Consider the following 22,127-nt stretch of genomic DNA (forward strand, 5'->3'; position numbering starts at 1 on the left):
CCCACGGCGCTCACTGTTGCATCGATTTCCGAATCTTTCGCGGCCGAACTGGCTGGAATTCTCCACAATCAGCGCTTTAGAATTTATACCAGCACCGACATCGTCGGTGTGCAAGTTGGCGGCGCGTGTAAAAACGTGCTGGCCATAGCGGCCGGTATTGCCGATGGCTTGGGTTTTGGAGCGAATACGCGTTCCGCGTTGATTACCCGCGGCCTGAGCGAAATTATTCGGCTCGGCGTTCGCTTGGGCGGTCAGCCGGATACCTTCATGGGGCTGGCTGGTCTGGGCGATTTAATCCTAACGTGCACCGACGACCAGTCGCGCAATCGCCGCTTCGGATTGGCCTTGGGTCAGGGTAAGAGCCAGGCTCAAGCGCTGGCCGACATTAATCAGGCCGTGGAAGGCATCTCGGCCGCGCGCCTGACTCAGGCTCTCGCGCAAAAACATCAAGTCGAAATGCCCATCACCGAGCAAGTTTACAACGTATTGTTCAATCAGTTCGCTCCGCTGCAAGCCGTCCAAAATCTGCTGGGTCGCAATCCGAAGTCGGAATATTGACCTTTCACGCCGACCTTTCCGGCGTCCAATACGCAATTCACTTTAAAAAACAGTGGGATTACGCCCCGTGGATTGTGCATCACTTAACAAATCTCCGTTAAGGTTCTGATACAAATCGAATTTCGTTCATTTTCGCGGGGTCCGGGGCTTTTCCCGGTCAACTCGGCGTAAGTCATTGTACAAAAAGAAAGATTTTAATCTAAATGCCTCTTGACTAACCCCTGACTGAAAACTATAGTGGTACAAAAGTGCTATAAAGTGGTTAAAAAGGGAAATTTTTGGAAATCTGAGGCGTATCTTGTTTCGAGGCATTAGTTCAATCAGTTTGGATGCGAAAGGGCGCGTTGCGATTCCTACCCGATACCGGGAGGAGTTACAAGAGTGTTGCGATCGCCAAATGGTTGTGACGGTCGCCGTCGACGACAAGTGCATAGGCGAGCCAGGCTGTCTGTGGCTATATCCTCTCCCCGAATGGGAGAAACTCGAACAAACCATCAGCAAGTTGCCGACGCTCAACAAGATGGCCGGCAAATTGCGCCGTTTTGTGATCGGCAATGCCTCAGAGTGCGAAATGGATACTCAGGGCCGCTTGCTATTACCTGAAAAGCTCAGGGAGTTTGCCGGCATGGAGAAACATATTGTTTTGGTCGGTCAACTGAACAAATTCGAAATTTGGAACGATGAAGCCTGGAAGGCCAAGGAACAGGAATGGATGGACGGCAACGACACCGAGGGCCTTGAAGAACTCGGCTCCTTGTCGTTCTGACCGGGATGTCCGGCCACCAGACCGTTTTATACGAAGAAGCCCTGCGGGAACTCCGGATAAAACCCAACGGCATTTACCTGGATTGCACCTTCGGCAGGGGCGGGCATAGTCGCGGTATCTTGACCCGGCTCGGCTCAGCCGGTCGGCTGTTGGCCATGGACCGCGATCACGACGCGATTGTTAGCGCGGCCGCCGACGAACTGAAGATGGATCCCCGTTTCAGCCTGCATCACGCTTGTTTCTCGGAACTGGCGGCCGTGGCGGAGCGCTCGGGCTGTCACGGCAAGTTGGACGGCATCTTGATGGATTTGGGCGTTTCTTCGCCGCAACTGGATAACGCCGATCGCGGCTTCAGTTTTCTCCGCGACGGTCCGCTGGACATGCGCATGGACTCGCAAAGCGGCCCGACGGCGGCGGAATACCTCGCTCAAACCGAAGAAGCGGAACTGGCGAGAATTTTTTACGAATACGGCGAAGAACGCTACTCGCGCAGAATAGCCAAGGCCATTGTCGCCCAGCGGCAATCGCAGCCGCTGAGAACGACGGCGCAATTGGCCCGGCTGATCGAAGACAACCTGCCGTTCCGAGATAAACACAAACACCCGGCCACACGCTGTTTCCAGGCCATCAGGATAGAAATCAATCAGGAATTGGAACAGTTGCGCGCCGCCCTGCGGCTGGCGCTGGAGGCGTTGGCGCCGGAGGGGCGATTAGTCGTGATTTCGTTTCATTCGCTGGAAGATCGCATCGTGAAGAACTTTATCCGCGACGAAGCAGGCGCCAAACACGATCCGGGCAAATTACCGATTCGGGAACGCGATATCGAACAGGGCCGGCTGCGCAAAATCGGCAAGGCGATCCGCGCCCAGAGCGACGAGTTGCAAGCCAATGTTCGCGCGCGTAGCGCAATTCTACGGGTGGCGGAAAAACGCTGATGGCTATTGCCCGAAATATTTTACTGACAGCGTTGGTGGCGATATTGCTGGTATCCGCTATCGCGGTGATCTATAGCAAATACGAGTCGCGACTGCTGTTCATGGAAATCCAAAAAAAGGAAAAGGAGCTTGACGATTACGAAGTGGAATGGGGACGCTTGCAACTGGAATTGACCACGTTGACCGAGGAAAACCGGGTGGAGATCGCGGCCAGGCAACGGCTGATGTTGACGTTGCCCGCGCAAGACAAAATCATCTACATAAAACCGTAAATGCGTATTACCACGGGAGCGGTCGGGTTGCCGCAAAGTTCAGATTTTGTGATTCGACGCCGGATGTTGTTGTCGGTGATGCTGGTGGCAATGTCGGCTCTGATCGGGCGCGCCGTGTATTTGCAGGTGCTGGATAAGGAATTCCTGCAAGACAAGGGCGACATGCAGCACATCGACATCGTGCCGGTGCCGGCCTACCGCGGCCAGATTCAGGACAGGAACGGCGAACCGCTGGCCATCAGCACGCCGGTGCAATCGATTTGGGTCAATCCGCGCCAGTTGAAAGACGCCGAACAAGACAAATTAACGCCGATGGCGAAAATCCTCGGTTATCCGGAAAAGGAATTGCGGGCGCAATTGAAAAAAGAGAAAGACGCCAACAAGCGTTTTCTATATCTGCGTCGCCAGATCAATCCGGATGTGGCCGAGAAAGTCAAGGAGCTCGACATTACCGGCGTGTATTTCGAGCGCGAATTCAAGCGCTATTACCCGGCCGGCGCGGTTTCCGGGCATTTGTTGGGCTTTACCAACATCGACGATGTCGGCCAGGAAGGCATGGAACACGGCTATGAACATATCTTGCGCGGCCAACCCGGCAAAAAGCGGGTGATTAAGGACGGCAAGGGCCAGATTATCAAGGATGTCGAAAATATCGAGGAAGCGGTACCCGGCCGGGATTTGGTTCTGACCATAGACGAACGCATCCAGTATCTGGCGTATCGCGAGTTGCAGAACGCCATGCTTCAGAACAAGGCGCATTCGGCCTCGCTGGTGGTGTTGGACGCCAAAAACGGCGACGTGCTGGCTACGGTCAGCCAACCGGCGTTCAACCCAAACAACCGCAAGGAATTGAGCAGCAACCGTTATCGCAACCGGGCGATGGTCGATAGCTTCGAACCCGGCTCGACGGTCAAGCCCTTTGTTGTCGCGGCGGCGTTGGACGGCGGCTATATCAGCCCGAATCTGATGATAGAAACCCACGGTGTGTACCACCTGGGCCGGAATGTCGTTAAGGATGTGCATAACTACGGCACGATGGACTTGACCCACGTATTGCAAAAATCCAGCAATATCGCGGTTACTCAAATTGCGATGTCGATGCCGCCGGAATATTTTTGGGGCATCTACAGCAAGCTCGGCTTCGGTACCTCGGCCGGTGTCGGTTTTCCGGGCGAAGCCAGCGGTACGTTGCTCGATTACCAGAATTGGCACGAATTCGACCAGGCGACTCTGTCGTTCGGTTACGGGGTTTCGACTTCGGTGTTGCAATTGGCCAGGGCGTATACCGCGTTGGCCGACGACGGCATCCTGCATTCGGTGACCTTGTTGAAGCGCGATGAGGACCCGGACGCCCAGCGCGTATTCAAACCGGAAACCGCCCGCCGGGTCCGGGATATGCTGGAACACGTGATCAGCAAGGAAGGCACCGCCTACCAAGCTCGCGTCGAAGGCTATCGAGTCGCCGGCAAGACCGGTACTGTAAAAAAAGCGATGGCCGGCGGCTATACCGAAGACAAATACCTGTCGGTGTTTGTCGGCATGGCCCCGGCCAGCAACCCGCGCTTCATCATCGCGATCGTCGTCGACGAGCCGACCAGCGGCCAGTATTACGGCGGTCTGGTCGCCGCGCCGGCATTTTCACGGGTGATGGCTGGCGCGTTGCGGGTTTACGGGGTCGAGCCGGACGGCGTCGATACCATGCATTTATTGCTGAGCAAACGATGAAATTGACCGAGCTGCTTTCAGGCCAAGCCACCACGACCGACGATCTCGACATCGCCGGCCTGGCCTTGGACAGCCGGCAGGTGCGCCCCGGCGAGGCCTTCATCGCGCTAAACGGCTCGAATCAACACGGACTGACTCATGCCGGCCAAGCGCTGGCCAACGGCGCTATCGCCATCGTTTACGACCCGGCCGGCCGGCCGGAGCAAGCGGCCGTTCCGCCCGGCATTTGCGCCGTCGCGGTTGCGGGATTGGGCGAGCGCCTGGGCGACATTGCCGCCCGGTTTTACCGGCAGCCGTCCGACCGCTTGAGTGTGATCGGTGTTACCGGCACCAATGGCAAAACCACCTGCAGCCAGCTGATTGCCCAAGCGATCGAATCCTGCGGCGTGATCGGCACGCTGGGATGGGGCGAGGTGGGCCATTTGCAGCCGACCGCGAACACCACGCCGGACGCGTTGGCGGTGCAGCAAATGCTGGCCGAACTGCTGCGGCGAGACAAACGCGCGGTGGCAATGGAAGTCTCTTCCCACGGCTTGGAACAAGGCCGGGTGAACGGCGTGAAATTCGCCGGCGCGGTGTTTACCAATTTAAGCCGCGACCACTTGGATTACCACGGCACGATGGCCGATTACCTGCAAGCCAAGTTGAAATTGTTTCGATGGCCGACGCTGCAATTCGCGGTGGTCAACCTCGACGACGCCAGCAGTACCGAAGTCCTGGCGAGCATCGCGCCGGGCGCGGCGCGCTGGACTTACAGCCGAACCGGCAAAGTCCTGGCGGATACGCATGGCGTGGTGGCGGAAAACATCGAATACCATGCCGACGGCATTGCATTCGACGCGCTGTACCGGCAGCAACGCCTGCGCGCCGTCACCGGCATCGCCGGCGATTTTAATTTGGAGAACCTGCTGGCGGTGTTGTGCGTATTGCTGGCGACCGGCCACGACTTCGCGAGCGCGGTCGCCAAACTGGCCGACTTGCGCGCGATAGCCGGCCGCATGGAACGCTTCGGCGGCCAGGACAAGCCGACGGTGTTCGTCGATTACGCGCACAGCCCGGACGCGCTGGAAAAAGTCTTGCGCGCGGTCAAGGGCGCTCGCCGCTTGAAAGTCGTGTTCGGCTGCGGCGGCGATCGCGACAAGGGCAAACGGCCGCAAATGGGCCGCATTGCCGAAACCTGGGCGGATCAGGTCATCGTCACCGACGACAACCCGCGCCACGAAGCTTCGGCCGAGATTATCAACGACATTTTAACCGGCTGCGAAAGCCAAAAAGTTACCGTGATCAACGACAGGGCCACCGCCATCGTCACCGCCATTCAACAAGCCCAAGCCGGCGACTGCGTGGTCGTGGCGGGTAAGGGGCACGAAGATTACCAGGACATCGCCGGCGTCAAATGGCCGTTCAGCGATCAAGCCGTGGTCCGCCAAGCGCTGGCCGAGTGGAGGGCGCCGTGAACCTGCGTCTGATCGACATCGCGGCGGCCGTGGCCGGCGGCTTGAGCGGACCGGACCGGACGATAACCGGCGTCGGCATCGATACCCGCACCTTGCTGCCCGGCGACCTGTATATCGCGATCAAGGGCCGCCAGTTCGACGGCCACGATTTCACCGCCAACGCGGAAGCGGCCGGCGCGGCGGCGTTACTGGTCGAGCGCCCGGTCGAATCGAGCTTGCCGCAAATCGTCGTCACCGATAGCCATTTGGCGCTGGCCGAGTTGGCCGGCTATTGGCGGCGGCAATTGCCGGTGCGGGTGGCCGGCGTCACCGGCAGCAACGGTAAAACCACGGTTAAGGAAATGATCGCGGCCATCTTCGCCACCCAAGGCGAAACGCTGGCCACCCAGGGCAACCTGAACAACGACATCGGCGTGCCGCTGACCTTGTTGAAGCTACGGTCATCCCATCGTTACGCCATCATCGAAATGGGCGCCAACCATCCCGGCGAAATCGCTTACACCAGCCGGCGCGTCCAGGCCGACGTCAGCGTCATCACCAACGTCGGTCCGGCCCATATTGAAGGCTTCGGCGATACCGACGGCGTGGCCAGAACCAAGGGCGAAATCGTCGAGAATCTGAGCGCGGCGGGCGTGGCGGTATTGAATCGCGACGACACTTATTACGACTACTGGCTGAGCTTGGCCGGCCAGCGCAAGACCGTGTCGTTCGGCTTGAGCGGCGAGGCCGATATTCGCGCCGAACGCATCGAGACCGCGTTGAGTCCGGACGGCTTCGATACCCGCTTCGATTTGCTCGCCGGGGCCGAGCGCGTGACCATCCATCTGCGGCTGGCCGGCGCCCATAACGTCAAAAACGCGCTGGCCGCCGCCGCCGTGGCCTTGCAATTCGGCATTCCGCTCGCCGACATCCGGCGCGGCCTGGAACAACTGCGGCCGGTGACCGGGCGCATGCAGGTCTTGCCAGGCAAGCGGGGCAATATCGTCATCGACGACACTTACAACGCCAATCCAGCCTCGTTGAAAGCGGCGCTGGACGCGGTGCCGGACCGGCAACGGCCGCTATGGCTGGCGCTGGGCGCTTTCGGCGAATTGGGGCCGGAAAGCCCGCAACGCCACCACGAAATGGGCGAATTGATCAAAAGCGCCGGCGTGGCGCGTCTGTTCGCGACCGGCGAACTGGCCCGCCACACCGTCGCCGCGTTCGGCGCCGGCGGCGACTATTTCGAGACACAAGAACAATTAATCGACGCGCTGACGACCGCGCTGGCCGGACCCGAAACCGTATTGGTGAAAGGATCGCGCGCCCAGAAGATGGAAAACGTCGCGGCGGCGCTCGTCCACCAATTTAGAGCAGCCTAATGTTACTTTTACTCGCAGACTACCTCAGCAGCTTGGACAGCGGATTCCGGGTACTCCACTACCTGACCTTCCGCGCCATTTTGGGCGTCCTGACCGCGCTAGCCATGTCGTTTTTGATCGGCCCGGCGATGATCGAAAAATTGACGCGCCGCAAAATCGGCCAAAGCGTGCGCGACGACGGCCCGCAAAGCCATTTGTCCAAATCCGGCACGCCGACGATGGGCGGCACGATGATCTTGTTCTCGGTGGCGATCAGCACCTTGCTGTGCGCCGACCTCAACAACCGTTACGTCTGGGTGGTGTTGCTGGTGACCTTGGCACACGGCGTGATCGGTTTCATCGACGACTACAAAAAAGTGTTGCTCGGCAACAGCGACGGCCTGTCGGCCCGCGCCAAGTATTTCTGGCAATCGGTGGTGGCGCTGGCGGCCGGCGTTTATTTGTACAACACCGCGCAAGTTCCCGCCGAAACCCAATTCATCGTGCCGTTTTTCAAGCACGTCACGCTGGACATGGGCTGGAGTTACGTGGTTTTAACTTATTTCGTCATCGTCGGTTCCAGCAACGCCGTCAATCTAACCGACGGTCTGGACGGTCTGGCGATCATGCCGACGGTGATGATCGCCGCCGCGTTGGCGATCTTCGCCTATTTATCCGGCCACGCCAATTTCGCCCAATACCTGCAAATCCCCCACATTCCCCGCTCCGGCGAATTGGTGGTGTTTTGCGCGGCGCTGATCGGCTCGGGCCTGGGGTTTTTGTGGTTTAACGCCTATCCGGCCATGGTCTTCATGGGCGACGTCGGCGCGCTGGCCTTGGGCGCCGCGCTGGGCATCGTCGCGGTCTTGGTGCGCCAGGAAATCGTGCTGGTCATCATGGGCGGCATCTTCGTTGTCGAAACCGTGTCGGTGATCATTCAAGTCGCCTCCTATAAAACCCGCAAGAAACGGGTGTTTCTGATGGCGCCGATTCATCACCATTACGAACTGAAAGGCTGGCCGGAACCGCGCATCATCGTCCGCTTCTGGATCGTCTCGGTGATTCTGGTGCTGATCGGTCTGGCCACCTTGAAACTGAGATAAGCATGGATATCGACGCATTACTGGCCAAACTGGAACACCACTTCGCGCTGACCGCGGCGGACAGCAAGCTGCTGATCGTCGGCCTGGGCGCGACCGGCCTGTCGGTTGCCCAATTCCTGCAAAAAACCCCGCTGAAATTCGCGGTGTTGGACAGCCGGAAAAATCCGCCGTTGATCGATGTCCTGCGCGAACAAATGCCGGACGTGCCGGTATTCACCGGCGGTTTCGACCAGTCGGCGCTGGCCGTGGCGACCCATCTGGTCATCAGCCCCGGCGTGTCGCTGGCCGAGACCGCGATTCGGCAAGCCGTGCAAGCCGGCGTCAATGTGATCAGCGACATCGACTTGTTTGCTTGCGCCACCGACAAACCGGTCGTGGCAATCACCGGCTCGAACGGTAAAAGCACCGTCACCACGATGCTGGGCGACATGGGCAACGCCGCCGGCGTGAAAACCGCGATCGGCGGCAATTTGGGCACGCCGGCGCTGGATTTGTTGCAGCAAGACGCCGATCTGTACGTACTGGAATTGTCCAGTTTCCAATTGGAACGGACCACCGCGCTGAACGCCACGGCCGCGACGGTATTGAACGTAACGCCGGATCATCTGGATCGCCACGCCAGCATGGCCGATTACGCCGCCGAGAAACAGCGAATTTTTCGCGGCGACGGCGCGATGGTACTCAATCTTGACGATCCGCTGGTAATGGCGATGCGCGAAACCGACCGCCGCTGCCTGACCTTCTCGATTCGCGAAACCGCCGATTTCTATCTGCGCCGCGGCGAAACCGATTTTCTGATGCAGGGCGAGCAAACCCTGATGGCGGCCAACCGCTTGCGGCTGGAAGGCAGCCATAATCTCGCCAACGCGTTGGCGGCGCTGGCGCTGGGCCAAGCGGTCGGCTTGAGCATGACCGCGATGTGCGATGCGTTGCGCAAATTCAAGGGCCTGCCGCACCGAATGCAGAAAGTCGCCGAAAAAGCCGGCGCGCACTGGGTCAACGACTCCAAGGCCACCAATGTCGGCGCCTGCATCGCCGCGTTGCAAGGCTACGAACGCAAAGTGATTCTGATCGCCGGCGGCGACGCCAAGGGCGCCGACATGAGCGAGCTGGTACCGGCCGTCGCCGAAAAAGCCAAGGCCGTCGTCGTGATGGGCAAGGATGCCGAGCTGATCGCCGCGGCGTTGCGAGACTGCGTGCCGGTCCATTTCGCCGGCAATATGAAGGAGGCGGTCCGTACCGCCGCCGGTTTGGTCGGCGAAGGCGACACGGTCTTGCTGTCGCCGGCCTGCGCCAGCCTGGATCAATACCGTAGCTACGTGGATCGCGGCAACAAGTTCGCCGAAGCGGTGATGGAACTGCCGTCATGCTGAAACCGACCCCAAAACCCCGCGCGCAAAATCGGCTCCATGTCGATCCGGTGTTGATGCTGGCTTGCTTCAGCCTGCTCGGCGTGGGTTTCATCATGGTCGTGTCCGCCTCCCTGCATTTGGGCGTCAAGATGGCGGAAGACATATCGCATTTTCCGTTCAAGCAATTGGTGCACATCGCGCTGGGCCTGGGTTTCGCCGCCGTCGTATTGAACGTGCCGATGAAAAGTTGGGAAAAGATGGGCCAGCCGCTGTTCATCGCCGGACTGGTGCTACTGCTGGTGGTGTTGGTGCCGGGGGTCGGCGTCCGCGTCAACGGCAGTATTCGCTGGTTGTCGATACTCGGCCTGCGCATCCAGGTTTCCGAAGTGGTCAAATTCATCTCGGTCATTTACATGGCCGGCTATATCACGCGGCACGGCGATCATGTCCGACGTTCGATCTTCGGCCTGCTTCGGCCGTTGATGTTGTTTTCGGTCGCCTGCATGCTGCTGCTGCTGGAGCCGGATTTCGGTTCGGCGGTGGTGATCCTGATCATCGCGATGGGCATGATGTTTCTGGGCGGCGCGCGCTTGTCGCCTTTCGTCGTACTGGTGGCCTCGGTTTCGATGGCCGCCGCGATGCTGGCCTATACCTCGCCGTATCGTTGGAAGCGAGTCATCAGTTTCCTCGATCCTTGGGAACACGCCAGAGACAGCGGTTACCAGTTGACCCAGGCGCTGATTTCGTTCGGTCGCGGCGAGTTTGCCGGGGTTGGCCTGGGGAACGGCCTGCAAAAGTTGTTTTATCTGCCGGAAGCCCACACCGACTTCTTGTTTTCGGTATTGGGCGAGGAACTCGGCTTGTTGGGCGTCATTCTGGTGGTCGGCTTGTTCACGGCGTTGTTGATCCGCGCGTTCGCGATCGGCGAACAAGCCCAGCTCGCCGGCCTACAGTTCTCCGGTCTGGTGGCTTACGGTCTGGGCATCTGGTTCGGCTTCCAAGCCTTCGTCAACATGGGTGTCAACATGGGCATCCTGCCGACCAAGGGCTTGACCCTGCCGCTGATGAGTTACGGCGGCGGCAGCATGATCGTGATGTGCGGGGCGGTGGCGGTGTTGTTTCGGATTCATTACGAAGTGACCGAGCACAATAAGAATAACGTCAAGGGGCGGCCGGCATGAGCGGGCGTATTTTAATCATGGCCGGCGGCACCGGCGGCCACGTGTTCCCGGCACTGGCCGTCGCCGAGGAGTTGCGCGAGCGCGGCTGGCGGGTCAGTTGGCTGGGCACCGAAAAAGGCCTGGAAGCGAAGGTGGTGCCGGCCCACGGTTTCGAAATCGACTGGCTGGCGGTGGCCGGCCTGCGCGGCAAGGGCTTGCTCGCTAAACTGGCGGGCGTGTTGCGTTTGCTGCAAGCCTGCTGGCAGGCGCGCGCCATCTTGCGCCGGCGCCATCCCGATCTGGTCCTGGGCATGGGCGGGTTTGTCGCCGGGCCGGGCGGTTTAATGGCGAAATGGCTGGGCATCCCGCTGGTGATTCACGAACAAAACCGCGTGCCCGGCACGACCAACCGCTGGTTGGTCCGACTAGCGGCGCGCAGGGTGCTGGAAGCGTTTCCCAACAGTTTCGACAGCAAGGCCGGCGCGATTTGTACCGGCAATCCGTTGAGGCAAGCCTTCGCCGAAATCGGCGGAAAAACCGAATGGACCCCGAACGCCGGTCGAAATGTCCGGATTCTGGTATTGGGCGGCAGCCAAGGCGCTAAAGTCTTGAACGAAACGTTGCCGGACGCGCTGGCCGGCCTGGAACAACTGGACGTCAGACACCAAACCGGCGGCGCCATGCAAGCCGAGGTCGCGGCGCGTTACCGGGCGTTGGCAATGAACGCCGAAGCGCTGGCCTTTATCGACGATATGGCCGGCGCCTACCGATGGGCGGATCTGATCATCTGCCGGGCCGGCGCGATGACGGTCAGCGAAGTCGCTGCCTGCGGGCTGCCGGCGATATTCGTGCCGTTGCCGCATGCGATCGACGACCACCAGAACGCCAACGCCCGTTATTTAACCGAGGCCGGCGCCGCACTGCTGCTGCCGCAATCCGAATTGAACGCGCAAAATCTGCGCAAGGCTATCCAACAAGCGATGACCGAATTACCCCAAATGAGCCGCGCCGCCAAGGCCTTGGCCCGCCCCGACGCCACCCGAACCGTCGCCGATCTGTGCGCCGAGTTGCTCAGCCCGGAGGCCAAGTCATGAACCGTCCCAACATTCCCGCCGCCAACCAAGCGCTCGGCGACATCGACAAAATCCATTTCGTCGGTATCGGCGGCACCGGCATGAGCGGGATCGCCGAAGTGCTGAGCAATCTGGGTTACAGCGTGTCCGGTTCGGACATCAAGGCCTCGCAGGTCACCGACCGCCTGGCAAGCCTGGGTATCAAGATTTACATAGGCCACCATGCCGAAAATACCGCCGACGTCGATGTCGTCGTGACCTCGACCGCGGTCGACCGGGCCAATCCGGAAGTCGTGACGGCCTACGAAAACCGGATTCCGGTCATTCCGCGCGCGGAAATGCTGGCCGAACTGATGCGTTTCCGTTTCGGCATCGCCGTCGCCGGCACCCACGGCAAAACCACCACCACCAGTTTAACGACGATGATGCTGGCCGAGGGCGGCCTGGACCCGACGTTCGTGATCGGCGGCCGTCTGAACAGCGCCGGCGCCAACGCCAAACTGGGCCTGGGCAAATACCTGGTGGCCGAAGCCGACGAAAGCGATGCGTCGTTTTTGTTTTTGCAGCCGATGATGGCGATCGTCACCAACATCGATCAGGACCACATGGAAACCTACGGCGGCAGTTACGGCAAGCTGAAGGAAACCTTTCTGAAATTTTTGCACCAGTTGCCGTTCTACGGCCTGGCGGTGATGTGCATCGACGACCCTGGCGTCTGCGACGTGTTGCCGAATGTGTCCAAACCGGTCAAAACCTACGGCGTCAGCAGTTACGCCGATGTCCGCGCGGTCGACATCAAACAGGACGGTCTGCGCACCCATTTCACGGTGTTGCGCTGGGGCAGCTTGCCGCCGCTAAAAGTGACGCTGAACCTGCCCGGCTGGCACAACATGCTGAATGCGCTGGCCGCCACCACGATCGCCACCGCGCTGGGCGTGGACGATGCCGCCATTGTTAAAAGCTTGGCCGAATTCAAGGGCGTCGGCCGGCGTTTTCAAATCAACGGCGACGTTGATTTCGCCGGCGGCAAACTGACTCTGGTGGATGACTACGGCCATCACCCGCGCGAGCTGGCCGCCACCTTGGAAGCCTTGCGCCAGGCCTGGCCGAGCCGCCGCAAGGTCGTGGTGTTCCAGCCCCACCGTTACACCCGCACCCGCGATTTGTTCGAGGATTTCGTCGAAGTCTTGTCCGGGGTTGACGTATTGATCTTGCTGGACGTTTACTCGGCCGGCGAGCCGCCGATTACCGGCGCCGACGGCAAAGCCTTGAGCCGCTCGATCCGAACCCGCGGGCAGGTGGACCCGGTGTTCGTGCAAAACCGCGAGGATTTGCCGACGATATTGGCCGGCATCGTCGCCAAGGACGATGTGATTTTGACGATGGGCGCCGGCAATGTCGGCCAGATCGCCGCCGATTTGCCGCAAAAACTGACCGAAGCGCTGGCTTCCCAGAGGCTGACGGCATGATGGCGACCACGACCTGGAAAGGTGCCTTGCTGACCGACGAACCGCTGGCCAAGTACACCAGTTGGCGGGTCGGCGGTCCGGCCCAACGCTTGTACGTTCCGGAAAACAAAGCCGACCTGATCGCGTTCATCGCCGAACTGCCGGCCGACGAACCCTTGTATTGGTTGGGTTTGGGCAGCAACCTATTGGTGCGCGACGGCGGCGTCAAAGGCACGGTGGTCCATACCCGCAATCGGCTGAAAGACCTGTATTTGCTGGATTCCGAACGCGTCTACGCCGAAGCCGGCGTGCCTTGCGCCCATGTCGCCCGATTTTGCAGCGATCTGGGGCTGATCGGCGCTGAATTCCTGGCCGGGATTCCCGGTACGATGGGCGGCGCCTTGCGGATGAACGCCGGCGCCTTCGGCGGCGAAACCTGGCGCATCGTCGATAAAGTGGAAACGATCAACCGCGCCGGCACCGTCGCGCTGCGCAATCACGACGACTTCGAAGTGGCTTACCGTTCGGTGCAAGGCCTGAGGGATGAATGGTTTTTGTCGGCCCAATTGCTGCTGCGCAAGGGCGATAGCGAAGCTAGCCAGCAACATATCAAGAGCTTGCTGGAGAAACGCAACGCCAGCCAGCCGACCAACAAACCGACCTGCGGCTCGGTGTTCAAGAATCCGCCCGGCGATTACGCGGCGCGGCTGATTGAAGCCTGCGGCCTGAAAGGTTTTGCGGTGGGCGGCGCGGTGGTCTCCGAAAAACACGCCAATTTTATCGAAAACAGCGGCAACGCCAGTTCGGCGGACATCGAAACCCTGATCGAACTGATTCAGGACCGGGTGCGCGCCCAGTTCGGCATCGCGCTGGAAACCGAAGTTTGCCGGATAGGTGAGAAACGATGAAACCCTTGCAAGTCAAAAATCCGGCCGAATTCGGCAAGGTCGCGGTGCTGCTGGGCGGTACGGCCGCCGAACGGGAGGTGTCGCTGAACAGCGGTAACGCGGTTTACCAGGCTTTGAAAGCCGCCGGTGTCGACGCCGTCGCCATCGATGTCACCGCCAGCCCGATAGCCGCGCTGGCCGGCCAACGTTTCGACCGCGTTTTTAACGTCATCCATGGGCGGGGCGGCGAAGACGGCGTGCTGCAAGCGGTTCTGGAAACGCTGGGATTGCCGTACACCGGTTCCGGCGTGCTGGCCTCGGCGTTGGCGATGGACAAACTGCGCACCAAACTGTGCTGGCAAGGTGCCGGCCTGCCGACGCCGCGCTGGTTTTTACTGAGCGGCGAGCAGGATCTCGATACCTGCATCAATGCGCTGGGATTTCCGGTCATCGTTAAACCGGCCCAGGAAGGCTCCAGCATCGGCATGAGCAAGGCCCACAACCGCGAAGAATTGGCCGCCGCACTGAAACTGGCCAGCCAATACCGCTGCGATGTCTACGCCGAACAATGGATACAGGGCCGGGAATACACGATAGGCATGCTCGACGGCGAGGCGCTGCCGGCGATCCGGCTGGAAACGCCGCACACGTTTTACGACTTCGATGCCAAATACCGGGCCAACACCACTCAATACCATTGCCCGTGCGGCCTGGACGCGGAGCGGGAAAAAGAGTTGCAAACCCTGGCGTTGAAGGCCTGCCAAACCGTCGGCGTCACGGGGTGGGGCCGGATCGATGCCTTCATCGACGACAGCGGCCGCCCGCAATTGATCGAGGTCAATACCGTGCCGGGCATGACCGATCACAGTCTGGTGCCGATGGCGGCCAAGGCGGTGGGCATCGATTTTCAGGAACTGGTTTGGCGAATTTTGGAAACCAGCAGGGTGGCGAGCGGTGATCAGGCTTAGAACCTTGTTGGTCGCGGCCTTGCTGTGCGGCGGCGGTTGGTGGGGCTGGCAAAAGGTCAGTACCGGCATGCTGCACAACCAGCCGATTCGCTACGTCAAGATCGAGGGCGCGTTTCAATACACCGACAAGGAGCGCCTGAAGCAGGTGTTGGCACCGCAAATGAAGCTGGGTTACTACCATGCCGACATGCAGGCGGTGCATCAGGCCATCAAGGATTTGCCGCTGGTGGACAAGGTGGACGTCAAGCGGGTGTGGCCGGACGCGGTGCATATCAAAATCACCGAGCACAAGCCGGTGGTGCGCTGGGGAACCAACCTGTTGCTGAACAAACAAGGCGACGTGTTGGCCCCGGACAGTATCGAACCGTTCCGACATCTGCCTTTGATTACCGGCCCGGCCGGCCAGGAGAAGAAACTGCTGGAAATCATGAAGGGCGTTTATATCGTCTTGAAGGATAAATCGCTGCAGTTGGCGGAGTTCCACGTTAACGAGCGGCGCGCCTGGCGTTTAAAGCTGGCCAGCGGCTTGGAAATGCAGTTGGGCCGTAAGGCGCCGCTGGAAAATATGCAACGCTTTTTAAAAACGATGGATTTGTTGGGCGCCGAGCAAGTGGCCATGATGGCCAGCGTCGATACCCGCTATCCGAACGGATATGCGGTGACCTGGAAACCCGAAGTGGCTGCCATCGATTGGAAAGCCATTGTGGAAAAGAATAAGAACCTGATTTAAACGCTTACAGAGCAAACGAAAATGGCCAAAAAGACAGATCGAAATATTTTAGTGGGGCTGGACATCGGCACGTCCAAGGTCGCGGCCATCGTCGGCGAATACCGGGGCGGCGATGAAATAGAAATTATCGGCATCGGCACGGCACCGTCCAAGGGTTTGAAGAAAGGCATCGTGGTCAATCTGGAATCGACCGTGCATTCGATCCAGCGCGCGGTCGAGGAAGCCGAGTTGATGGCCGGCTGCCAAATCAAATCGGTGTTTGCCGGGATCGCCGGCAGCCATATCAAAAGTCTGAATTCGCACGGCATCGTCGCGATCAAGGAAAAGGAAGTCACCCAGCACGACATCGATCGGGTGATCGATTCGGCGCGGGCGGTGGCGATTCCGGCCGATCAGAAAATCCTGCACATCCTGCCGCAGGAGTTTGTGATCGACCAGCAGGAAGGCATCAAGGAGCCGATCGGCATGTCTGGCATCCGCCTGGAAGCCAAGGTTCACATGGTGACCAGCAGCGTCAGCGCCGAACAAAACATCGTCAAATGCATCCGCAAATGCGGTTTGGACGTGGACGATATCGTGCTGGAACAACTGGCCTCGTGCTCGGCGGTGTTGACCGACGACGAAAAGGATCTGGGGGTTTGTCTGATCGACATCGGCGGCGGCACCACCGACCTGGCGATTTTTTCGGAAGGCGCGATCAAGCATACCGCGGTGATTCCGATCGCCGGCGACCAAGTCACCAACGACATTGCGGTGGCGCTGCGCACGCCGACCAAGAATGCCGAGGACATCAAGCGCCAGTTCGCCTGCGCGCTGACCCAGCTGGCCGATCCGCAGCAGACGATAGACGTGCCCAGCATCGGCGACCGCGAGCCGCGCAAGATCTCCGCGCAGAATCTGGCCGAGATTGTCGAACCGCGTTACGAAGAATTAATGCTGTTGGTGCAGGCCGAGCTGCGCCGTAGCGGTTACGAAGATTTGATCGCCGCCGGCATGGTCATCACCGGCGGCAGTTCGCAAGTGAAGGGTTTGACGGAGTTGGCGGAGGAGATATTCCACATGCCGGTCCGCATGGGTGTTCCGCTGCACGTGTCGGGATTGACCGATGTGGCGGAAAACCCGATTTATTCGACCGCGGTAGGCTTGCTGCTATACGGCAAGGACCATCATGGCCGGGCGTTGGGGTTGAACGAAGAAGGTCTGGATTTGTTTTCGAAAATCAAAAGCTGGTTTCAAGGTAATTTTTAATTGTTTGTCTGGAGGGCGTAAAAATGAAATATGAATTATTGGACAGTAGCGGCACGGCGGTTATCAAGGTCATCGGCGTCGGCGGCGGCGGCGGCAATGCCGTCAATCACATGGTGGAAACCGGTATCGACGGCGTGCAATTCATTTGCGCGAATACCGATGCCCAAGCCTTGAGACAAATGAGCGTGGACACCATCGTGCAACTGGGCGTGGAACTGACCAAGGGTCTGGGCGCCGGCACCCGGCCAGAAGTCGGCCGCGCCGCCGCCGAGGAAACCCGCGAACGGATCCGCGATGTTATGGAAGGCGCCGATATGGTGTTCCTGACCGCCGGCATGGGCGGCGGCACCGGCACCGGCGCGATTTCGGTGTTTGCCGAAGTCGCCAAGGAACTGGGCGTGTTGACCGTGGCGGTCGTCTCCAAGCCCTTCGATTTCGAAGGTACCAAAAAGAAAGCGGTCGCCGAATCCGGTTTGCGCGACCTGGAAAAACTGGTCGATTCGTTGATCATCATTCCTAACCAAAAATTGCTGCCGACTCTGGGCAACAACCGCTCGCTGGTCGAATCGTTCCGGGTCGCCAACGACGTGTTGCTGGACGCGGTTCAGGGCATCACCGAGCTGATCACCCATCCGGGTCTGATGAACGTGGACTTCGCCGACGTCCGCACCGTGATGTCCAACATGGGTAGCGCGATCATGGGTACCGGCGTCGCCAGCGGCGAAAATCGCGCCCGTCTGGCCGCCGAAAAAGCCATTGCCTGCCCGCTGCTGGAAGACATCAACCTGCAAGGCGCACGCGGCATTCTGGTGAACGTTACCTCCAACGGCGATCTGGGCTTGAACGAGTTCGACGAAATCGGCAGCATCATGCATGCGTTCGCGTCCGACGATGCCGACATCAAAATCGGCATGGCGGTTAATCCGGCCATGGGTACCGAGGTCAAGGTCACCGTAGTTGCGACCGGCATGGGCGAGAAAGTCAAAGCGGCGGCGCCGATCAGTTTGGTCAAGAAAGTCGCGGCCGGCGAAGTCGATTACGGCCAATTGGAAAAACCGACCGTGATCCGCCAGCAGAAACAAGAATCGGCCCGCGAATCGCGTTTTGGCGCGCAACCGCGCAACGATGTCGATCTGGACTACTTGGACGTGCCGGCCTTCTTGAGACGCCAAGCCGACTAAGCACGACCGGTTTTGCCATGAGGCGACCCGACCGGGGCAAGGGGAGAGCTATCGCATAAACTGTGGTAGACTCCCCGCTTTGTTTTACCTTTTTATCGGCACTTCATGATTAAACAGCGTACCTTAAAAAACACCATCCGGGCCACCGGCGTGGGTTTGCATACCGGCGACAAGGTCTATCTGACTCTGCATCCTTCCGATCCGGACACCGGCATCCGCTTCCGCCGGGTCGATCTGGACCAACCGGTGACAATTTCCGCCCGTCCGGAGAATGTCGGCGAAACCAAATTGTCGACGACGCTGGTACGCGACGGCGTAAAAGTATCCACGGTCGAACATCTGCTGTCGGCACTGGCCGGCTTAGGTATAGACAATGCGATCATCGACGTCAGCGCCGCCGAAGTACCGATCATGGACGGTAGCGCCGGTCCCTTCGTGTTTTTGTTGCAATCCGCCGGCGTGGTCGAACAGGACGTGCCCAAGCAATACATTCGTATCAAGCGGGCGATTCGGGTCGAGGAAGGCGATAAATGGGCGGCCTTCGAACCCTTCGAAGGCTTCAAGGTCACGTTTACCATTGATTTCGAGCACCCGGCCTTTTCCGAACATTTGAAAACCGCGGTGATGGATTTTTCGTCGACCACCTTCGTCAAGGAAGTCAGCCGGGCTCGCACTTTCGGCTTCATGAAGGACATCGAATTCCTGCGCGAGAATAATCTGGCGCTGGGCGGCAGTCTGGACAACGCCATCGTCGTCGACGACGACAAAGTGTTGAACGAAGACGGTCTGCGCTACGCCGACGAATTCGTCAAACACAAAATCCTCGATGCCATCGGCGACCTGTATTTGCTGGGCCACAGCCTGATCGGCGAATATCAGGGCTTCAAATCCGGTCATGCCTTAAATAATAAATTGCTGTTGAGCCTGCTCAACGACCGGGATGCCTGGGAAATGGTCACCTTCGACAGCGTCGAGGAAGCGCCGATTTCGTTCATGCACTCCGCACAGCCGTCCGTTCGCGCGGCCGGCTAAACTCCGCCAAGCGGCGGCGGTCAGCGCTCGCGCAACCGCCGCCGCAACGTTGCTCCCAAGCGGTTTAACGCCGCCGCCAGCTCGTCCCCTTCTTCACCGTTTTCCGCGACAATCCGCTCCGCCGTTTCAGCCGTCGGCAAATTGGCTCGCCGCGCCCTCTCGACGGCCTCGGCTGGCAGTATCTTGAGTTGCACGTCGTTGGCCCGCTGCCGACCGTTATGCAGATCCAGCGCCAGTATCGCGCCCCGAAAAAACCGAATTTGCGAAGCCCAGGCCGCGCTGTCCACATACAGTAACAAGCGGCTGCCGGACAATACGGTATGGACAACATGCCCCGCCAAGGCTTCCGGTAACGCCGCCCTGACCTTCGCCAACATGGCCCGCTGATCGCCGATCCGGGCCAGGCAGGTCGCCAACGGCCCGATATCGTATTCTTGAATAGTCTTGAACGCGGCAATGGGTTTTTTCATGCGGGTGAGTGTCTCCAGGTATAGTCGGCGGAGATAGTAACCGGCTCGGCGCAATCCGCCAAACCGGCGGCCAGAATCGGGCTGTCCGAAGCCCGGCGTTATGGTACGCTGTCTACATGACGGCTGACCGCCGGGTTGCCGCCGTTCCGCAACTTCACGTTTAGGAGATTCGCTTGATGATGCCCGCAGTCCGTTTTTTGCTGGCCGGCTGCCTGTTGCTGGTCGTGGCCCAGTTCGCCATTGCCGCCGACCTGACCCGCGCCGAAGTCGAACAAATGCTCGCCAAGGCCGACGCGCAACACCCGGCCGATTTGCGCCGCAAGGATTTGAAAGGCGTTGATTTATCCCGTCTGGATTTTCGCCATGCCGACCTATGGGGCGCGGATTTGCGCCGCGCCGACTTCAATCACAGCAACCTGGCCGGCCTGACGCTGGATTTGACCGTGATGACCGGTATCAACCTGAACGGCGCCAACCTGAGCCATACCAGCATCTTCGGTGTCAGCCTGATGCACGCCGATTTGCGCGGCGCTGACCTTAGCGGAAGCCGGGTGGTCGCCATCATGGACGGCGCCAACTTGAGCGGTGCCAATATCAGTGGCGCCGATTGGGCCGCCGACATGAAAAATCAGTCCATGGGGCTGATGCGGGCCAGTTTAAAAGGCGCCAATCTGACCGGCGCCAATCTCAGCCAAGCCAAACTTGGCCGGGCTATGCTCAAACACGCCAAATTGATCCAAGCCAAGCTGCGCGGCGCCGATCTTTATTCGGCCGATATGGACGGCGCCGACCTCAGCGGCGCCGATCTGACCGATGCCAACTTTTCGGCGACCAAGCTGCACGACGCGATTTTTACCGGTGCGATCACCAGCGGCGCCCGCTTCGACGGCGCCCAGCATAAACCCGACTTCCAATAATCATCGAGATTCGACATGCAACTTCCCGCGCAACTGACCCGGCGTAAAAGCGTCGACGCCCTGACCGACGTTGAACACGGCTTGAAGCAGACCCTGACCGCCAAGGACTTGACCTTGCTCGGCATCGGCGCGGTGATCGGCGCCGGCATTTTCGTACTGACCGGCATAGCCGCCGCTAAATACGCCGGCCCGGCCATCGTCGTGTCCTTCATCCTGGCCGGCATCGCCTGCGGACTGGCGGCGATGTGCTACAGCGAACTGGCGGCGATGATTCCGGTGTCCGGCAGCGCCTACAGTTACGCCTACGCGACCATGGGCGAGCTGATGGCCTGGATCATCGGCTGGGATTTGGTGCTGGAATACGCGCTGGCCAGCAGCACGGTGGCGATAGGCTGGGCCGGTTATCTAACCAGCTTCCTGGATGCGCTAGGCTTGCATCTGCCGACCTATCTGACCACGGCCTATCTGGCCAATCCCGAGGCCGGCTTCATCAATTTGCCGGCGGTGGGCATCATATTGTTGCTGACCGCGCTGTTGGTGACCGGTATCCGCCAATCGGCGATCTTCAACTTCGTCATGGTGCTGATCAAACTTTCGGTGATCGTGGTGTTCATCGTCGCCGGCTCCGGACATATTCAGGCCGAGAACTGGGCCGACTTCACGCCGTTCGGATTCGGCGGCGTATTGACCGGCGCCGGGGTGATCTTCTTCGCCTATATCGGCTTCGACGCGGTCTCCACCGCCGCCCAGGAAGCCATCAATCCGCAGCGCGACGTGCCGATCGGCATCATCGCGTCGTTGGCGGTCTGCACGCTACTGTACATACTGGTCGCGGGTGTGTTGACCGGCATCATTCCGTACACCGATTTAAACGTTCCGGCGCCGATTGCGCTGGCGGTCGATCACGTCGGCATGAGCTGGCTGTCGCCGATTATTAAAATCGCCGCGATCGCCGGGCTAACCTCGGTGATGCTGGTGCTGCTGATGGGGCAAAGCCGAATTTTCTTCTCGATGGCCAAGGACCAGCTGCTGCCGCCGCTGTTCGCGCAAGTACATCCCAAATTTCAAACGCCGCATTTATCGACCATCCTGGTCGGCATCGCGGTGTCCTTGCTGGCCGGCTTCATGCCCATCGAAAAACTCGGCGAATTGGTCAGCATCGGCACTCTGTTCGCGTTCGTATTGGTGTGCGGCGGGGTCTGGATTTTGCGGAACAGCCATCCGGAAATGGAGCGTCATTTCAAATGTCCGGCGGTACCTTATGTGCCGATTGCCGGCATTTTGGTGTGCTTGAGTCTGATGGCTGGCTTGCCGGCCGACACCTGGATCAGGTTGTTGGTTTGGTTGTTGATCGGGTTTTCAATTTACTTCGGTTACGGCATAAAACATAGTCAATTACGCCACTAGTTCCAATTCGACCGTCGGCTTGGAATGGGTTGGGCGGCCCAGCTGGAAGCCGGCCCGCCCGCCGCCAAGGCCACCGTTAGGCATTTTCCAACTATATT

At 59.6% G+C, this 22,127-nt stretch carries 21 protein-coding genes; 20 read left to right on the forward strand and 1 reads right to left on the reverse strand.

The window, feature by feature from the left end:
* The 18 genes from AC3B8H_RS06855 to lpxC all read left to right on the forward strand — a co-directional run.
* The coding region (locus AC3B8H_RS06855; protein WP_488440858.1) for an NAD(P)H-dependent glycerol-3-phosphate dehydrogenase at positions 1-558 on the forward strand (558 nt) is incomplete at its 5' end.
* A gap of 298 nt (positions 559-856) precedes the next feature.
* Positions 857-1,324 (forward strand): division/cell wall cluster transcriptional repressor MraZ, encoded by a 468-nt coding sequence (gene mraZ, locus AC3B8H_RS06860; RefSeq protein WP_064028500.1) that lies wholly within the window; start codon positions 857-859, stop codon positions 1,322-1,324.
* A gap of 5 nt (positions 1,325-1,329) precedes the next feature.
* A complete protein-coding gene (gene rsmH, locus AC3B8H_RS06865; RefSeq protein ID WP_488440859.1) occupies positions 1,330-2,259 on the forward strand; it encodes a 16S rRNA (cytosine(1402)-N(4))-methyltransferase RsmH in 930 nt (309 codons plus the stop codon).
* Positions 2,259-2,531: a cell division protein FtsL gene (gene ftsL, locus AC3B8H_RS06870; protein ID WP_488440860.1), complete on the forward strand. Its 273-nt coding sequence runs from the start codon at positions 2,259-2,261 to the stop codon at positions 2,529-2,531. Before rsmH ends, ftsL begins: the two co-directional genes overlap by 1 nt.
* Positions 2,532-4,256, forward strand: a complete 1,725-nt coding sequence (locus tag AC3B8H_RS06875) for a peptidoglycan D,D-transpeptidase FtsI family protein (RefSeq protein WP_488440861.1) — start codon at positions 2,532-2,534, stop codon at positions 4,254-4,256.
* Positions 4,253-5,713 (forward strand): UDP-N-acetylmuramoyl-L-alanyl-D-glutamate--2,6-diaminopimelate ligase, encoded by a 1,461-nt coding sequence (locus AC3B8H_RS06880; RefSeq protein WP_488440862.1) that lies wholly within the window; start codon positions 4,253-4,255, stop codon positions 5,711-5,713. The genes AC3B8H_RS06875 and AC3B8H_RS06880 overlap by 4 nt, the downstream gene beginning before the upstream one ends.
* Positions 5,710-7,074: a UDP-N-acetylmuramoyl-tripeptide--D-alanyl-D-alanine ligase gene (locus AC3B8H_RS06885; protein WP_488440863.1), complete on the forward strand. Its 1,365-nt coding sequence runs from the start codon at positions 5,710-5,712 to the stop codon at positions 7,072-7,074. The genes AC3B8H_RS06880 and AC3B8H_RS06885 overlap by 4 nt, the downstream gene beginning before the upstream one ends.
* Positions 7,074-8,156, forward strand: a complete 1,083-nt coding sequence (gene mraY, locus AC3B8H_RS06890; RefSeq protein WP_488440864.1) for a phospho-N-acetylmuramoyl-pentapeptide-transferase — start codon at positions 7,074-7,076, stop codon at positions 8,154-8,156. Before AC3B8H_RS06885 ends, mraY begins: the two co-directional genes overlap by 1 nt.
* Positions 8,157-8,158: 2 nt before the next feature.
* A complete protein-coding gene (gene murD, locus AC3B8H_RS06895; protein WP_488440865.1) occupies positions 8,159-9,529 on the forward strand; it encodes a UDP-N-acetylmuramoyl-L-alanine--D-glutamate ligase in 1,371 nt (456 codons plus the stop codon).
* Complete coding sequence (gene ftsW / locus AC3B8H_RS06900) at positions 9,523-10,689, forward strand: putative lipid II flippase FtsW (protein ID WP_488440866.1); 1,167 nt, start codon at positions 9,523-9,525, stop codon at positions 10,687-10,689. Before murD ends, ftsW begins: the two co-directional genes overlap by 7 nt.
* Positions 10,686-11,762, forward strand: coding sequence for an undecaprenyldiphospho-muramoylpentapeptide beta-N-acetylglucosaminyltransferase (murG, locus tag AC3B8H_RS06905; protein ID WP_488440867.1), 1,077 nt, complete (start codon positions 10,686-10,688; stop codon positions 11,760-11,762). Before ftsW ends, murG begins: the two co-directional genes overlap by 4 nt.
* Positions 11,759-13,210, forward strand: a complete 1,452-nt coding sequence (gene murC / locus AC3B8H_RS06910; RefSeq protein WP_488440868.1) for a UDP-N-acetylmuramate--L-alanine ligase — start codon at positions 11,759-11,761, stop codon at positions 13,208-13,210. The genes murG and murC overlap by 4 nt, the downstream gene beginning before the upstream one ends.
* Positions 13,207-14,097, forward strand: a complete 891-nt coding sequence (gene murB / locus AC3B8H_RS06915) for a UDP-N-acetylmuramate dehydrogenase (RefSeq protein WP_488440869.1) — start codon at positions 13,207-13,209, stop codon at positions 14,095-14,097. The genes murC and murB overlap by 4 nt, the downstream gene beginning before the upstream one ends.
* Positions 14,094-15,044, forward strand: a complete 951-nt coding sequence (locus tag AC3B8H_RS06920) for a D-alanine--D-alanine ligase (protein ID WP_488440870.1) — start codon at positions 14,094-14,096, stop codon at positions 15,042-15,044. Before murB ends, AC3B8H_RS06920 begins: the two co-directional genes overlap by 4 nt.
* A complete protein-coding gene (locus tag AC3B8H_RS06925) occupies positions 15,031-15,774 on the forward strand; it encodes a cell division protein FtsQ/DivIB (RefSeq protein ID WP_488440871.1) in 744 nt (247 codons plus the stop codon). Before AC3B8H_RS06920 ends, AC3B8H_RS06925 begins: the two co-directional genes overlap by 14 nt.
* A 21-nt stretch (positions 15,775-15,795) precedes the next feature.
* Positions 15,796-17,022, forward strand: coding sequence for a cell division protein FtsA (gene ftsA, locus AC3B8H_RS06930; protein ID WP_064028474.1), 1,227 nt, complete (start codon positions 15,796-15,798; stop codon positions 17,020-17,022).
* Positions 17,023-17,045: 23 nt separating this feature from the next.
* Positions 17,046-18,203 carry a cell division protein FtsZ gene (gene ftsZ, locus AC3B8H_RS06935; protein ID WP_488440872.1) on the forward strand — a complete coding sequence of 386 codons (1,158 nt, stop codon included), beginning with the start codon at positions 17,046-17,048 and terminating at the stop codon, positions 18,201-18,203.
* A 105-nt stretch (positions 18,204-18,308) separates the two neighbouring features.
* Positions 18,309-19,235: a UDP-3-O-acyl-N-acetylglucosamine deacetylase gene (lpxC, locus tag AC3B8H_RS06940; RefSeq protein ID WP_488440873.1), complete on the forward strand. Its 927-nt coding sequence runs from the start codon at positions 18,309-18,311 to the stop codon at positions 19,233-19,235.
* Positions 19,236-19,255: 20 nt separating this feature from the next.
* Here lpxC and AC3B8H_RS06945 read toward each other — a convergent pair whose 3' ends face one another.
* On the reverse strand, positions 19,256-19,705 hold the full coding sequence (locus AC3B8H_RS06945) for a DciA family protein (protein ID WP_488440874.1): 450 nt from the start codon (positions 19,703-19,705) through the stop codon (positions 19,256-19,258).
* A 176-nt stretch (positions 19,706-19,881) separates the two neighbouring features.
* Between AC3B8H_RS06945 and AC3B8H_RS06950 the strand changes: the two genes are divergently transcribed.
* On the forward strand, positions 19,882-20,622 hold the full coding sequence (locus tag AC3B8H_RS06950) for a pentapeptide repeat-containing protein (RefSeq protein WP_488440875.1): 741 nt from the start codon (positions 19,882-19,884) through the stop codon (positions 20,620-20,622).
* Positions 20,623-20,637: 15 nt separating this feature from the next.
* Positions 20,638-22,029 (forward strand): amino acid permease, encoded by a 1,392-nt coding sequence (locus AC3B8H_RS06955; protein WP_488440876.1) that lies wholly within the window; start codon positions 20,638-20,640, stop codon positions 22,027-22,029.
* Positions 22,030-22,127: the final 98 nt, after the last annotated feature.

Source organism: Methylomonas sp. BG-2 (genome assembly GCF_057766305.1).